The 15,640-nt window shown below is 58.2% G+C and carries 15 protein-coding genes; 1 reads left to right on the top strand and 14 read right to left on the bottom strand.

What is annotated here, in order from left to right; genetic code table 11:
- Positions 1-125 precede the first annotated feature (125 nt).
- On the top strand, positions 126-1,172 hold the full coding sequence (locus tag M8T91_RS07110) for a methyltransferase domain-containing protein (RefSeq protein WP_301418187.1): 1,047 nt from the start codon (positions 126-128) through the stop codon (positions 1,170-1,172).
- A 110-nt stretch (positions 1,173-1,282) separates the two neighbouring features.
- Here the strand turns inward: M8T91_RS07110 and M8T91_RS07105 are convergent, their stop codons facing one another.
- The 14 genes from M8T91_RS07105 to gspD form a co-directional block, all read right to left on the bottom strand.
- Complete coding sequence (locus M8T91_RS07105) at positions 1,283-2,281, bottom strand: hydrolase (RefSeq protein WP_301418185.1); 999 nt, start codon at positions 2,279-2,281, stop codon at positions 1,283-1,285.
- Positions 2,282-2,696: 415 nt separating this feature from the next.
- Positions 2,697-4,907 (bottom strand): hybrid sensor histidine kinase/response regulator, encoded by a 2,211-nt coding sequence (locus M8T91_RS07100; protein WP_301418183.1) that lies wholly within the window; start codon positions 4,905-4,907, stop codon positions 2,697-2,699.
- Between the two features lie 46 nt (positions 4,908-4,953).
- A complete protein-coding gene (locus M8T91_RS07095; RefSeq protein WP_371876997.1) occupies positions 4,954-5,187 on the bottom strand; it encodes a DUF2788 domain-containing protein in 234 nt (77 codons plus the stop codon).
- A 78-nt stretch (positions 5,188-5,265) separates the two neighbouring features.
- A complete protein-coding gene (locus M8T91_RS07090; RefSeq protein ID WP_301418181.1) occupies positions 5,266-5,538 on the bottom strand; it encodes an acetyltransferase in 273 nt (90 codons plus the stop codon).
- A gap of 209 nt (positions 5,539-5,747) precedes the next feature.
- Entirely contained in the window at positions 5,748-6,239 is a 492-nt protein-coding gene (locus M8T91_RS07085) for a type II secretion system protein M (protein ID WP_301418179.1), read from the bottom strand.
- 86 nt (positions 6,240-6,325) lie between these two features.
- Positions 6,326-7,660, bottom strand: coding sequence for a type II secretion system protein GspL (gene gspL / locus M8T91_RS07080; protein ID WP_301418177.1), 1,335 nt, complete (start codon positions 7,658-7,660; stop codon positions 6,326-6,328).
- Positions 7,661-7,686: 26 nt separating this feature from the next.
- A complete protein-coding gene (gspK, locus tag M8T91_RS07075; RefSeq protein ID WP_301418175.1) occupies positions 7,687-8,748 on the bottom strand; it encodes a type II secretion system minor pseudopilin GspK in 1,062 nt (353 codons plus the stop codon).
- Positions 8,717-9,421 (bottom strand): type II secretion system minor pseudopilin GspJ, encoded by a 705-nt coding sequence (gene gspJ / locus M8T91_RS07070; protein WP_301418172.1) that lies wholly within the window; start codon positions 9,419-9,421, stop codon positions 8,717-8,719. Before gspJ ends, gspK begins: the two co-directional genes overlap by 32 nt.
- Before the next feature lie 5 nt (positions 9,422-9,426).
- On the bottom strand, positions 9,427-9,810 hold the full coding sequence (gene gspI, locus M8T91_RS07065; RefSeq protein ID WP_301418170.1) for a type II secretion system minor pseudopilin GspI: 384 nt from the start codon (positions 9,808-9,810) through the stop codon (positions 9,427-9,429).
- Positions 9,800-10,390 (bottom strand): type II secretion system minor pseudopilin GspH, encoded by a 591-nt coding sequence (gspH, locus tag M8T91_RS07060; protein WP_301418168.1) that lies wholly within the window; start codon positions 10,388-10,390, stop codon positions 9,800-9,802. Before gspH ends, gspI begins: the two co-directional genes overlap by 11 nt.
- A gap of 21 nt (positions 10,391-10,411) precedes the next feature.
- Positions 10,412-10,840: a type II secretion system major pseudopilin GspG gene (gspG, locus tag M8T91_RS07055; RefSeq protein WP_301418166.1), complete on the bottom strand. Its 429-nt coding sequence runs from the start codon at positions 10,838-10,840 to the stop codon at positions 10,412-10,414.
- A gap of 38 nt (positions 10,841-10,878) precedes the next feature.
- On the bottom strand, positions 10,879-12,096 hold the full coding sequence (gene gspF / locus M8T91_RS07050; protein WP_301418164.1) for a type II secretion system inner membrane protein GspF: 1,218 nt from the start codon (positions 12,094-12,096) through the stop codon (positions 10,879-10,881).
- A 2-nt stretch (positions 12,097-12,098) separates the two neighbouring features.
- Positions 12,099-13,595: a type II secretion system ATPase GspE gene (gene gspE, locus M8T91_RS07045; protein WP_301418162.1), complete on the bottom strand. Its 1,497-nt coding sequence runs from the start codon at positions 13,593-13,595 to the stop codon at positions 12,099-12,101.
- Positions 13,592-15,601 (bottom strand): type II secretion system secretin GspD, encoded by a 2,010-nt coding sequence (gspD, locus tag M8T91_RS07040; protein ID WP_301418161.1) that lies wholly within the window; start codon positions 15,599-15,601, stop codon positions 13,592-13,594. The genes gspE and gspD overlap by 4 nt, the downstream gene beginning before the upstream one ends.
- Positions 15,602-15,640 lie beyond the last annotated feature (39 nt).

The following is a 15,640-nucleotide window of genomic DNA, read 5'->3' as shown; positions in this document are numbered from 1 at the left end:
TTGCCAGACACACTGAGTTAGTCGTGTAAACACTGCGATTGTTACAGACGCTAGGCAAGGGCATCAGGACGCGCACCGGGGCGCACTGCTGCCCAATACAATCACTCCGGGAGAGGTATGGATTGATGCACGAAATTGTACAGGATTACTACGGACGCCAACTGAAAGGCACCTCGGACCTGAAAACCGATGCCTGCTGCGATGCCAGTGCCGTACCCGCCTGGCTCAAACCGCTGCTGGCAAACATTCACCCGGATGTTCTGTCACGCTACTACGGCTGTGGACTTGTGTGCCCGCCTTTGTTGGAGGGCTGTCGGGTGTTGGATCTGGGTTGTGGTTCCGGTCGCGATGTGTACCTGCTGTCGCAATTGGTGGGGGCTTCCGGTGAAGTGGTTGGCGTAGACATGACCGATGAACAACTGGACATAGCCCAGCGCTATTGTGCGCACCACGCCGAAACTTTCGGTTACAGCAACGTCGCTTTCCTGCACGGGTACATCGAACAGCTGGCGGATCTCGACCTGTCCCCCGGCAGTTTCGACGTCATCGTATCCAATTGCGTCGTGAACCTGTCCACCGACAAAGGCGCAGTGCTGCGCGGTTTGTACCGGCTGCTGAAGGAAGGGGGCGAATTTTATTTCTCTGATGTCTATGCAGACCGGCGAGTACCCGCCACCCTGCGCTCGGATCCGGAGCTCTTTGGTGAGTGCCTGGGCGGTGCCCTCTATTGGAATGACTTCCTGACCCTGGCGCAGGATAGTGGCTTCCGGGATAGCCGACTGGTGGAGAGCCGCCCACTGGCAGTAACCAACCCCACCCTCTCCGAGCGCTGTGGCTCTGTGGGCTTCTACTCCGCCACCTATCGCCTGTTTAAGCTGGCACAGCTCGAGAAGGACTGCGAGGACTATGGCCAGGCGGTGATCTACAGAGGCACTATCGCCACCAGCCCAGACAAATTCACCCTTGACGAGCACCATATTATCGAGAAAGGCAGGGTTTTTCCCGTGTGTGGCAATACCTGGAGGATGCTGGCCGATACGCGACTGGCCCCGCACTTTGATTTTATCGGCGACTTTTCCCAACACTATGGGATCTTCCCCGGGTGCGGTCGCGACATGCCATTTGGCAGCAGAGGCGTTCAGGACGCCGGGTCAGGGAGCCAGTGCTGCTGAGGTGCTGCGGGGCCAAAAGACACCGGCAAAAACCCCGCTTTGCCCAGATTGGCGGTTTTCATTGATTTGCCCGCCGATCAGCAGCTTTGCCAAGGTAGATCCAGTAGTCATTATGGCAGCCTTACACGGGGATTTCCCCCGATCACCGAACAGAGGAAGCGGGGGATCGTCTCTTCGAGCCAGTAGGTTGGTTGCCACAGACTGCCACTGACAAAACCCACATGTCCTCCCCGCTCCGACACCCCAAGTCGCACCGCCGAACTGACCTCCCGCTGGGAGGGAATGGCCGAAGGGCATACAAAGGGATCATCAATTGCGTTGATGATCAGTGTCGGTACGCGAATATCTCTCAACAGGGGCTTGCTGGAGGCCTGGGTATAATAGTCATCCACACTGCGGAACCCGTGCAGAGGCGCGGTAAACACATGATCAAAACGCCGGAAATTGACGAAACTGGCTCCGTCATCCACATTCGGCAGGGCCGCTGCCATACCGGGATCCGCCGCCTTCTGCCTGAGGGTCATCCGCAGACAGCCCAGCAGGTGGCGCTGGTATAATTTCGACAACCCGGTATTGATCCGGCGGCTGCAGGCGTGCAGGTCCATCGGTGAAGACACCGCTACCGCAGCTACAATTCTGCTGCAGGCCCCATCCTCCCCCAGCATCTTGAGCAGCACATTGCCACCCAGGGAATAGCCGACAACCATAATGGGTGTGGAGGGAAACGCTTCCTGCAATTGGCCAACCAACCAGCGCGGGTCTTCACTGTCCCCACTGTGGTAAGCACGGGGCAAACGGTTGGGGACCCCGCCACAGCCGCGGAAATGCATCACCGCAACCTGGAACTGACGCTCCAGCAGAGATGCCATCAAGCCCTGGACATAAGGCGACGCAACTGACCCTTCCAATCCGTGCAGTACCAATACCAATGGGGAGGAGGGGTCATCTTCCAGAAAGTGGGGGGCATGCAGTGCAAGGCAATCGCCGTCGGGGGTTTCATACCACCGACATTCGGTGCCTATCCAGGGGGAGGGGCGGTGGAACCGGCCAAAAACTGTTTGCAGATGGCAATTGCCAAGGCCTGTGGCGGGTGAAAACTTCTCCGTCATATATCCGGCCCAAATGGAGCTTGGGTCTCCCGCATATCCGTCAGATGATACCATCGGCAGTGAGTTTGGGAACCTGTCGCACAGACGCAGATTCAAACACCGACCCATCATGCAGACTGACTGAACTGAACAGATCCCGCATATTTCCGGGCACTCCGGTTGTCCCTCAAACCATATACGAATACGAACGCATTGAGTATATAACGAACGCACCCCGACTGCCGCAGGTTGGCCGCAACCGGCTTGTAACCAATCGGTACCCCAACGGGCGCCGGGGTACATCGGTGCCCCCCATTGATACTGGCGCAACAGCAAAGACCTGCGTGGCCATCAGGGCCTTGTTGGATGCACCACTGGCACTGCCCATCTACCCCGGTTCGCTTAGGCTTGGGATAATCTCATCCGGCAGGCCGGATTAGGTACTGCCGAGCCACCGCGCCAGCGTTTCACGCAGCAGGTCTTTGTTGAGGGGTTTGGTCAGATAATCATCCATTCCAGCCAGCAGGCAACGACCTTCAAACTGCTCTTCCGTCGTACTGGTGAGCGCGACGATAGGCAGACGATCGTCCGGCCTGTGTTCTGATTCCCAGCGCCGAAGCACCTCGATGATCTCTGCACTGTGGTCCGTATTCTGCTGACAGTCCACCAGCACCAGGTCGTAGTAACCGTCGGAAAGGCGTATCAGCGCCTCCTCGACATTGACAGCAACGTCCACTTTATAGCCCAGCGCCTGCAGCATATCCTCTGTCACCCACTGGTGCGGACGGGATTCCTCCACCAGCAGCAGGGAAAACTGGCGCGGCTGGTCGGCACCACCAGCTAAAACGCGGTGGCGAGCCTTTTTCTCGCCACCGAACAGGCACGCCACCACAGTGTCGTGTAACTCCTTGCGGGTAGCTGGGCGCCCAAGGCCCTGTGCAGACGGCAGCACCGCTTGCAAGCGGGCAAACGCCGTCTTCTGGCCAGAGCCCATCAGGCATACCAGAGGGCATGTCTTTCGCTCGGCGCTGACCTTTGTGAAGAAACGGGTCAGCGAATCCAACAGGTGGGTGTCTTCCATCGCGGGCGCCAAAACAACCAATCGGTTGCGCTCAATAGCCTGTTCCAATAGCTGGTATAAATCATTTTCACAGCCGGTACACCAGCGCCAGGACGCCACTTCCATGCCAAAGGAGCGAAACATCTGTGCGAGACCAATAATAAACAGCCCTTTTTGATGGAGCAGTAGCACATCACCGTCCTGTAAACGCCGATCCGGTGTGAGGTAAGTCCGCTGGTTTGGCTCCACCGTGAACTTGATGACCACCTGATAGCGGTTGCCATCCGGGGTTGAATTTAACTGCAGATAGCCGCCCATGGCCTCGGCCAGGCCTTTGGCAATCGAAAGGCCCAGGCCTGTGGTCACCTGGGTGGTATCCACACGGGAAAAAGCGCCGAAGAGTTCACTCTCGTCAGGAAGAATCTCGCCCCGTCCGTCGTCCATCAGGGAAATACTCAACTGTCCCTCAGCCGCGGTGACCGGGGTGAAACTCACTTCACCCCAGAGCTCGCCACGCTGGGCGATGCCAGTTGCGGAGTCCACCAGGTTGCGGATCAACTGGGCGGTTTTGCGGTTATCCCCGGTCACCAACACAGGCAGGTTGTCGTCGATCTGGAAATTGAACTCCAGGTTGTGGCCATGGGCAGCGCGGGCGGCAAACTTGAAGGATTTCTCCAAAGTTTTGACCAGATTAAATGGCCCCTCGCGCAGGCGGATATGCTTGCGCGCCACACGGGTGAACAAACCCACATTGTCCACCAGTTTGAGCTGCTGGCTGCCGGCGCTCTTGGCCAGTTTCACCCACTCGCGCTGACGCTCGTTCAGGGGTTCCGCCTCCAGCAGTGCCAGTGCGCCCAGGGCCTCCGATAGCTGGCTGCGAAACTCCTGGCCGATATTGGCGATAAACTCATTGGTCAGCTCCACCGCCGCCTCGGAGTGCGTGCGTGCCACAGCGAGTTTGCTGGCGCGCTGCTGCAGTTCCTGCATGGCAGAGAGCCCTTCCCAATAGTATTTCGATTGACCCCGCGCCTGGTGTGCAGAAAGCCAGATAAAGGTGAGTGTGAGGGCGCCGTAAATGGTGCCCAAAAATAATCCGGAAAAAAGTGCCACCAATGAAGCGGGCAACAGGGCGCCTGCGGTAATCCAGGTGAAGACCCGGTGGTAGGGAGAGAAGACCGGGAACACACTGGAGAAAAGGATAACGCTGTAAAGCCAGAGAAAGTGTGTTTCAGGCGCAAACCCCATCAGGTACACATAGCAAACCAGTATCAGTCCCCACCAGCAGGTAGCGAGAATGGTGATAATGAAGTAGCGCTGACGCCAGCGGCTCGGCCCGGCACTGTAGAGGCGGTCGAAACCGAATACAAACCAGCCCCGCATTACCGTAAATACCATCAGCACAATTCCCAGGACCAATAGCAACTGGGGGTGCTCCAGGCGCATATCACCGATCATGGCAGCAATCACGAAGGCGCTCAGGGTAAGGATAATGCCTCGCCGGCTGTACTTTGCAATCCGCGCGTCGGTGGCGCGGCAGAGACGCCGGTCCTTTTGCACCTTGAGTTCAGGACGATCAATAATAGGCATAGCAACCTTCCCTGGAATTCTGTGTATACCGTGGCATAACAGTCACTTAACCTATTCCAAGTACTTCGACCAGTACCGTTTTTATAATAAAACCCAGCAGCCCAAGACCCAGCGCCAAAAACAGAATAAAGGTCCCAAACCTGCCCGCCTTGGAGTCCTTGGCCAGGCTCCAGACGATAAACGCCATAAACAGGATGAGTGCCCCGATCCCCAACCAGAGAGAATAGTGTTCAAACTGCTCAAATGTCATGCGGACTTCCGCCTGAAAAGTGGCGCGCATTGTACAGTGCTTGAAAACCACTGGTAAGGCTTTTCAGAATACAGTCGAGCAAGGCCGCCAATACTCATGACCAATAATTCACACTTCCCGATGGCAGTCGTCCTTCTCCTGGGCCTCCGTACCACAGCGCAGGCGGCGAACTTCCTTCTCGCGGTAACGACTGTCATGCCAGCACCTGGGCAGAGGTTCGCCGGACAGAAAACACAGCTCCGTTTTGTCGAATACCTCGGGGTCCTGCACCTCTTCACCCCAAAGATAGCGGCCCACCACCGTCAATTCATAGGGGTTTGACAGGGTTACAACATCCGCCACCTCTACCAAGTGCCTGGTGGTTACGTCTTTGAACAGCATAGTGGCACCTTTTTCCACTTTCTGGTTTCAGTATAGGGTTTCAGGTGGCGATTCCGGATAACTATGCCGATATCCTCTGGCATGAGGCCATTGCCCACGGCGCCTGCCTCCGGAAACTGACCCATGGTTTTCCAGTAAAAAAAGGTGGAAGGGACTGGAGGCCTGTGGGAACCGTGCCGAGTGACAGCAGGTGGCGTGCAAAACTGCGATCAGCCCTCGACAGTCAAGCGCGCAGAGACCATGCCCTGTTCCGGGAGAGCATCCATATTGATGGTGCGCACAGTGAGTTGTGCCTGTATCAGCTGATTCAGCCAGGGCTGAAGATCCTGGTAGCGAGCCTCCTCGATCCACAGGCGGATGCGGTTGTCTCCTTCCGGCTCGAAACGCTTGATGGTGACCTGGTGCTGTTTGGCAGCGCCGGTCACCCGTTGCAGCAGGGTGCCGGATGCCCTGGTGCCGATGCCGGTGCCGGCGGGTTTGATACGCTCCAGTACCGGGCGCTGAGACTGCATCCAGCGGACCAACTCCCGGGATTCCTGCGCGCGGACGCGGGCTTCATCGAAGAAACCCTTGGCCGGGGCGAACAGGCCAAAGACGATAAAAAGCGTGCCTGCAAAAAAGCCGAGAATGCTTAGGGCACGCTGGTCACTGGGAGACAGTGCCCGCCATTTCTGCTGCCACTGTTGGATCTGTTCTTTCATTTTGCACTACTGCCAAGCATGTTCTGTATTCCGACAAGTTACCCGGTTATCCACCGGCAGCCAAGGTTTGCCGGATGCATTAAAGATCAACGCAAACGCACGCGACCGGATACCCCGTTTTTCAGTTCATTGGCCCCAAGCAGATCGGCACGCAGGCCATTGCCGGACAAACTGCTGACAAAGGTATCCAGATCCGACAGGGTGGACGCCTGCAGTTGTAGTACCATCTCACCGCGCTGCCCGTCAAAGCGCAGGGACTGCAATTTGAGTTCTTTACCCCTGTGCTGGGTCCATACCGTGCTCAGTTGCTGCATCTGCGTGGAAAAGGCACCAGCCTGGTTACCGGCATTCTTGAGCAATCCCTCGAGTTGTCGGCGCAGTTGCGCCGTGGGGCGGGTATTGGGGAGCAACTCCGTGAACAGGGCACGGGCTTGGCTTTCAGCCTGCCCTGCCTGCCACTGATAGTAGGCGCCGGCACCCACAAAGAAGAGCAGTTGGGCGGCAAAGCAGAAAGCGGCCACCTTGGCCGGTTTCAGCCACCAGATACGCTCCGCCTCACTACCCGACAGTTGGTATTCCCCGCTCAGAAGATTGCCGAGTCTGCCCGGTAGAAAACGCTGCAGGAAAACCGCTTCCGGCGCTGTGTGGTTGCACTGTAAACGGTCGCCGAGGAGGGATTCCAGTTCAGCCACAATTAGACCATCATCCTCCCCGGCACCCAGCAGCACCAGGTTCTTCTCTCCCAACTCCCCGTTGGTCTCCCCCTGTTCCTGCTCCGGGGCGCTGTCGTCCAGAATCGAGCCGAGCAGTGGTTGCAGGTATTCTCGACGGAGTGTCAACCCCTGGCCACTGTGCTGCCAGAGATGTACCTGTTCATCCTCAAGCCACAGGACCAGGTCATCCCCGAGCAGATCCAGCACCTGATATTCCGCCACAGCCGCCACCAGGGGCCATTTCAGTCGCTCCACCTGTGTGTGCAACGCGGCCATTTTGTCCCTGCCAACCGCAGAGATACTGCATTGGTCCCCCTCTCTGGGGACACAGGTAAAGTGCAGGTTCTCCACCTCCTCGGCCAGTCGCTCCTCCACCATATAGCCGATTGCATTGGCCTGACGCCGCGCGGCCCTGGGTATTGTCTCAACACCGCTCCAGACCCAGTTTCCAGGCACCAGCAGTAGTGCCTTTGCACCGTCGGGAATACTCAGCGGAGCCATCGCTTCGGGAGTGTCTGTGACTTCATAGCCGGGGTTGAACGCTGAAATAAAAACTGCATCGAGCGCCACCTGCTCCCAGGCACCATCCTGCCATTGGAACAGTTTCAGGCTTTTGTTCGCGTCTTCGGTGAGCCGCAGCAGAACCAGAGAGGGTCCCGGCGGGGTGGCAGGCGTGCCGATTTCATTCAGGCTTTTCTTTTTAAACATACGATCTTACGGGCTATCCACTCTCTTCATTCTCGGGTGTCATCGCCGTCGAGCAGCTCCTGCATCATTGCTAGGGAAAAAGTCCGGCGCTGGCGCTGGAGCACCTTGGCCTTTCCATCGGAGTCATCCAGCCACAGGGCCGTCTCCCAGTACTGACGGTAATCGCCGGTATCTCCCAGTTGGACAGCAATACGGGCGATAAAGTACTGGCTGTGAACGTCAAAACGGTCGGCATTTGTGCGGATATTGTACAAGGGCAGGTCTCCGGTGCTGCGCAGTATATCTCCGGATTCACGCGACTGCTCCAGCTTGCTCCAATTTACCGCCGGCTCTACCGCCTCGATCAGTTCCCGTGGGGCCAGGTTGATATTGATCAGAGTGTCACTCTTGGGCAGTGCGCAGAGGAAAGGGGCCAGTTTCTGCCAGTCCTCCGCTTCCATTCCCTGCACCACAGACAACTCGGAGATATCACTGATCGAGGTATCCGGGGTGCGGTGGGCCATTTCCCGTCCGAGGTAGCCATCATCTTCGGTGGCCGTGGAACGGGGCGTGTCCCCATTGTCAACCCAGTCGGCGATGGCCCCGGCCAAATCCGACTTGCCGGTGACATTGCGTACCAACCGCTGGAAGATTTTAAACCCAGCTGAATTGGGGTTGCTGCTGTCGCGCAGAGTATTGACATTAAAACATGAATTCAAGTCCTTGATATTAATACGGATTTTCCCATTATCGGGATTGAATTGCAGCGCCGGTGCAGCCCAGGCCTCCAGCGCGTGGTCCGCGGCATCCGTCGCAGCTTTGTCCTCTTCGAAGTCCTTTTCCAGGGCGACTCTGGCCCAGGCTTCGGCGCCCGCCACGAACTCGGCCAACTGGGTGTTGGCGAGCAGTGCGCCACTGCGGGTGATGGCGATCTGGTCGCGGGTGATGGCGTGGGTGACTGCAGCAATGGCAATCACCATCACCAGCAGCACCGTGATCAGGGCAACACCCCGCTGGCGGCCAAAAGCACGCACTGGGTTAATGCCTGTTTCCACTACCACCGCCTCCTGAACCACTTCACGGAGGACTACCCGGTTGAGGAGCGGCACTGACCGTTGCCAGGGGGAAAATCCTGCGGATTTCACCATGCTGACGAGTGAGCAGCACAAACTCGATGGCCTTTGGCAGGCGGATATCGGCACTGTTGGGGGAGTTAGGGGAGCCCACCGGTGGCCACTGGGTAACCCAGGCATCACTGGCGGGATCGAAATAGCGCAGTGACAGGCTCTCCACTCCCATCATCAGGGGCTCTACCATCGGTTCCGAGTCCGGGGCTCTGTCCAAAACCTGCCAGCGGCTGCGCAGCAGCAGGGCACCCGGGTCCTCTTCCTCCGAAAAGGCACTGCGCTCATCGGCTTCCGGATAGCCAATACTGTAGGCGAGACGCTGTAATTCACCCCGTGGTTCGGCGGTGAGATTTGCCGCACCCAGCCGGGTAAACTCGAACTCATCCTCATCCCCACGCAGCGCCGGTTCATAGCCGCTATAGGCATCTTTGACCGGTCTCGCGGTCAACTGGCGCAGGTCGTCCTCAAGGCGATACAGGGCCATGGAGAACCGGCGCAGGGCTTCGGCACGCTGCTCTACCAGCCGGTCGGTACTGTTAAAAATATCCAGCAGTGCGAAGGAGCCGACACTGATAATGCCCACCAGCACCAACACCACGAGTACCTCGACCAGGGTAAAGCCGGACTGGCGTTTACATAAGGGGGAATGCGTCACACCAGCTACTCCCTTGCCGCCCAGGCATCCAGGGTAAGGACCGGGTTTTCCCCATCGGGATGACGCACCTGGATAATGATATGGCGCAGGCGTTCTTCGTTGGTGTCCTCCACCCGTGCAGCCACTGCCCATTCGCGCAGGGCAAAAGTGACCTCTTCCGTCTGCTCACCCACCGGGGGCCAGGGGGTCTGTAAACGCATCTGGGACAGCACCTGCTGCGCCACCCAGTTGGCGGCGAGGCGCTCTTCCATTACGCGCTGTTGGCGCACACTGCGCTGCGTTGCCTGCAGTACGCTGGCGGCGATAACACCAAAGATCACTACAGCAACCAGTACCTCGACCAGGGTAAAACCACCTTGGGGCGCACAATACCTGCGGTTAAAATGCATCGGCCTGCCACTCCAGCTGCAAGCCGTACAGGCTACTGTAGGAAATCGTGGCCCCCCGGGCAAAATCGCCGTCCTCCACCAGGTACACCGCCAGCTCCACCGGCAGGACCTCCCCGTTGGAGAGGGCCACAAACTGGGGCCTCGCGCCCGCTGCCTCGTCACTCTCCTCCTCGGCAAATTCTGTCGACTCCACTGCGGGGAGTTCCGCCTCCGCAATGACTTCCAGGCGCACATTGGGGGGAAATTCATGCGCCACAAAACGCGTTGCACGGGCACCGGCCAGGGCGCTATCCGGTTCCTGCCAGGCCATTGTGGCGGGATCAAAACGCACCACGCGGTAGGACTCGGCCTCGAGGACCACACCGTAGTGGGCCTTGTCGATCAGGGCGCGATCCGCGACCAGTTGCAGCAGTGCGGAAAGGCGCTGGACCTCGCCGGTCCAGACCCGCGCACCGGAACTCCCCAGGGAGAGAAAGGCCATCCCCGCCAGTGTGGCAATGATCACAATCACCACCAGTATCTCCACCAGGGTAAACCCGCGGCTGTGAGCGGGTTCTGTTCCACCGCGAGCACTCAACATGCGCAACTGCCCGAGCTTTGTCTACAGATCGGCGACAAAGACATCGGCGGCTTCACCCTCGCCACCGGGCTTGCCATCGGCACCCAGGCTGAAGAGATCAAAGGCGCCGGCACTGCCGGGGCTGATGTACTGATATTCGTTGCCCCAGGGGTCCTTGGGGGCTTTTTTCAGATAGGGTTCGGTCCAGTTCTTGGCCTCCGGGAAGCCCGACGGGCGGGCAACCAGTGCTTCCAGCCCCTGGTCGGAGCTTGGATAGACGAAATTATCCATACGGTACAGGTCCAGGGCCGTTTCGATTGCGCGCAGGTCCACCCGGGCCGCCTTCATGCGGGCCTCTCCGGTTTTGTTGAGCACATTGGGTACCACCAGGGCACCGAGAATGCCGAGAATCACGATAACCACCATGATCTCAATCAGGGTAAAACCGCCGCTTCTATGTACACTGTTCATTATCTTCTCCTCTTCGCCTGGGTTCAGGGTGGCCGTGATTAAATAACCAGTTCATTCATGCTTAATATCGGCATCATAATGGCCATCACGATAAATAGTACGATACCGGCCATCACCAGCAACATGATCGGTTCGAACAGGCTCACAAAAGCGGTCACTGCCCCCTGTAAATCCTGCTCCTGGGATTCTGCCGCGCGGTGCAGCATCTCATCCAGGGTACCGGATGACTCACCGCTGGCAATCATATAGATCATCATTGGCGGAAAATACCCGACATCCTCCAGGGCCCGCCGCAGACTGCCGCCCTCGCGCACTGTCTTTTGAGCGGCCTGTAAGCGCTCCCTGAGAAAATCATTGGTCATCACGCCGCTGGCAATGCCCATCGCCTGCACCAAAGGCACACTGCTGCCGGTGAGGATGGCCAGGGTGCCCACATAGCGCGCGCTCTGACCACCGCGCACGATCCAACCGATCACAGGCAAATCCAGCAGGCGGTGATGAAAGCGGTACCGCACTGCCGGACGGCGCAACATCAGGACAACCCCACCTGCAACCACCCCCAGTGCGGGCGGCACCAGCCAGCCCCAGGCGGAGATAAAATCACTCAGGGCAACCAGAATACGGGTTGCAGGTGGCAGCTCCTGGCCGGTCCCGGTAAATACCTCGATCACGTCCGGCACCACATACACCATCAGCCCGGTCACCACCAGCACACAGAGAACAACCAATACTACCGGGTAGATCAACGCCAGCTGCACCTTCTGGCGAAACTGCTGCTGCCCCTCGGTATAGTCACCGAGGCGCTCGAGGACAGTGTCCAGATGACCCGAATGCTCACCGGCCTCCACCGTAGCGCGGTAGAGTTTGGGAAAAGCACGGGGAAAACTGCCCAGTGCCTGGGCAAAGCTGTGCCCCTCCAGCACTTTGCCGCGCACTGCCAGCACCACCCGGCGAATCTTCTGATTGCGGCTCTGGTTGGCGATGGCTCCCAGTGTCTCTTCCAGGGGAATACCCGCGCGCAGCAGGGTGGCAATCTGACGGGTCAACAGAGCCAGGTTTTTGATACTGAGGCCGGGACTGCCGGACAAAAAACTGCTTGCCCCCTTTTCAGTCCGTTCAGTGGCCGGGGCCACATCCAGAGGCACCATACCCTTTGCACGCAACTGCTGGCGCGCGGCGCGGGCGCTGTCCGCTTCCAGGGTGCCCCGGCTTTTGCGTCCGGAAGTTGCGAGGGCGGTGTATTCAAACGCGGCCACGGTCAGGACTCCTGGGTGACTCGCAGCACTTCCTCTAGGGAAGTCCTGCCCGCCAGAACCTTGGCGATACCATCATCGCGAATACTCGGCCCCAGCTTGCGCGCCTCCACTACCAGCTTGCTTTCCGAAGCGCGGTCATGGATCAGCTGGCGCATGGTCTCATTGAGGGGCACCAGCTCATAAATACCGATCCGCCCCACATACCCACTGTGGCTGCAGGCTTCACAGCCGTTCGGGCGATAAATGATCGTTTCCGCTTGCGCATCGACACCGAGCACCTTCTGCTCGCTCTCATCGGCCCTATGGGGCTGCCTGCACTGCGGGCAAAGCACCCGCACGAGGCGCTGGGCGAGCACACCAATCAGGCTCGAGGACAGCAGGAAAGGCTCGATGCCCATATCCACCAGGCGGGTCACCGCCCCCAGGGCGGTATTGGTATGCAAGGTGGAGAGGACCAGGTGGCCGGTCAGGCTGGCCTGGATGGCGATCTGCATGGTTTCCAAATCGCGAATCTCACCGACCATCACCACATCCGGGTCCTGTCGCAGGATGGCGCGCAGGCCGCGGGCAAACGTCATATCCGCCTTGGTGTTGACCTGGGTCTGGCCTATCCCTTCCAGGTTGTATTCCACCGGGTCCTCTACGGTAAGAATATTTTTCTCGCGGCTGTTGATACTGCCGAGGCCCGCGTACAGGGTGGTGGTTTTGCCGGAGCCTGTGGGCCCGGTCACCAGAATAATTCCGTGGGGATGGGCGAGCAGATCGGTCAAGACGCGCAGGTCCTCTGCCGCCATGCCCAGCTTGGCCAAGTCCATCTTGCCTGCTTGCTTGTCGAGCAGACGCATCACTACCCGCTCCCCCGCGGAGGAGGGCATGGTGGAGACCCGCACATCCACTTCGCGCCCCGCCATCAACAGGGAGATTCGCCCGTCTTGGGGGATGCGCTTCTCGGCGATATCCAGTTTGGCCATCACCTTGATACGGGAGGCCAGCAGCGGTGCCAGTGCGCGCCGGGGCTGGAGGACCTCGCGCAGTACGCCATCGACCCTGAAACGTACCACCAGGCGCTTTTCAAAAGTCTCGATATGGATATCGGAGGCACCCTGTTTCAGCGACTCGGCAAAAATCGCGTTGATCAGTTTGACGATGGGCGCATCGTCTTCCTGCTCCAGCAGGTCTTCGGTCTCCGGCAGGGCATCGGCCACTGCGGCTAAATCCAGGTCCTCACCGAGACCCTCGACCTCGGAGAGATTACCCCCCTCACGGTTCTCGTAGAGGCGCTGCAGTGCCACCTGAAACGCCTCTTCCGCAACTGCCTGCAGATTGACAGGGCCGCCAAAAACGCGCTGAACCTCGGCAACTGCCGCAGGGTTCGCCGGCGCCACATACTGGCACAGGGGCTGCCCCTCCTGCTCCACCAGCAGCACCCGGTGGCGCTTGGCGAAAGCGTAGGGCAGGCGGCGTACGGATGGAACCTCCAGCGCTGTTTCAACCGTCATTTCCCCTCCTCGATCTCCAGCACCTCAACCGGCACCTCGTCCAGTAATTCCACAGCCCCACCATCAATGGAACCATCCACGGGCGCGGGGCTTTCGTTGTAGGTACCCGTTGGCGGCATCAGGTCGGGCAGTGCATCGCCCCGGTGCCAGTCCCACAACAGGCTGGTCCTGTCTTTGAGGAAAATCTGCTTCTGCTGCATATCCATATAGTATTTGCGGGTTTCCTCATAACCGGCCACCTGGGTACTGAGGATCTTGGGGCGCAGGAACACCATCAGGTTGGTTTTGTCGACTCTTTTTGTATTGTTACGGAAAAGGCGACCGATACCGGGTATATCCCCCAGTAAAGGCACCTTCTGGATGCTATCAGTCACTTTGTCTCGCATCAGCCCGCCCAGCACCAGGATTGCACCGTCATCAATCAACACTTTGGTGCGGATTTCGCGCTTGCTGGTAATAATATCCGAAGCCCCAGTTTCTTCTTCAGCTTCAGCAGGTAGCACATCTTCCACCTTCTGTTCAATTTCCAGTGTCACAGAATTGTTGTTATTCACTCTCGGGGTGACCTTCAGGCTGGTCCCCACGTCTTGGCGCTGAATGGTGGTGAAGGGGTCATCATTGCTGCCGGAGAGCAGTTGCTCCCCGGTAATAAAAGGCACATTTTCCCCAACAAGGATTTCCGCCTCCTCATTGTCCAGGGCCATAATCGTCGGGGTAGACAGGATATTCGCATTGGCTTCCGTGGCCAGTGCGTTAATGGCCAAGCGGATATCCGTGCCGCTCAAATATCCCAGGTGCAAAGCATTTAGCCCGGTAAGACTGCTAATAGGCAGCGAGAAGGGGTTCGGGTTGCCCTCAGCATCTACACCTGCAGTATTGTTCCACCCCGCAACCACATTGTCGTCAGCACCGGCAATCCAGCTTATACCCAGTTCATTGGTAGTGCCCTCGGTCACTTCGACAATCAATGCCTCAATCAATACCTGGGCACGGCGCACATCAAGCTTCGCAATCACCCCCTTCATGGTTTCCAGCAGCGCTGGCGGCGCGGTCAGTACCAGGGAATTGAGGGATTCGTTCACCTGAATGCTCACCTCTACATCGGCAGCCTGCTGATCCTTTTCCGCATTCTGGATACTGCCGCTCATGCCCTCGAGAATCGGTTTCAGGTCCGCAGCATTGGCGTACTGCACATAGACCACAGCGGTATTGCCATCGCCGTCCAGTGGCTGGTCCAAACGGCCGATAACGGTCTTGATCTGCTGGCGGGTTACCGGGTCGCCGGTCAGGAGAATGCTGTTGGAACGCTCATCCACGGCGATACGCAGCGGCTGTACTTCTCTACCTGCCTGCTTGCCGCCACCGGACTGCAGCAGCTCATTGAGCACCTGTTTCACCTCTTTGGCAGAGGCAAACAACAGTGGTACCACTTCAATGTCGATGGCGCCGGCGCGGTCCAACTGCCGCACCAGACGTACGATCTGATCAATGTTCGCCGCACGGTCGGCAATGATCAGGGTATTGGTATCGGCATAGGCGGCCAAATGACCGGTCTGTGGGATAAGCGGCCGCAGCATGGCGATTAACTGGGCCGCGGAAATATTTTCAACCCGCACAGTGCGTACAACCAGGGATTCGGCGGGGGCTAAGGTATTTTCGTCGGCCACAGGAATCGCTTGCTGCTTGGCAAGCGCATCGGGCACCACTTTCCAGGTACCGCCTTGCTCTACCAGGCTGAAACCATTCACCTGAAGCACCGACATAAACACATCGAAGGCCTCATCGTGGGTCATGGGATCACCGGCAACCACCGTCACCTTTCCCTTGACATTAGGGTGAACAATAATATTTTTCCCAGTGAAGTCCGCCGCCCAGTTAATTAAATCGCGAATATCTGCGTTGTCGAGAGAGAGCGTCACCCTTTCGGGGCCCTGAGCCAGCACTGCAGTAGATACCAAAAAACTCAATCCGACCACAATCAGCCGTCGATACAACATTTTAATCATTATTTATGGGGCTCTAGTAAATGTAAAAAAACCAAATCG

Source organism: Microbulbifer sp. MI-G (assembly GCF_030440425.1).
GTDB lineage: Bacteria > Pseudomonadota > Gammaproteobacteria > Pseudomonadales > Cellvibrionaceae > Microbulbifer > Microbulbifer spongiae.
Note: the sequence above shows the minus strand (reverse complement) of the source record. Positions and strands in the feature narration are given on the sequence as shown.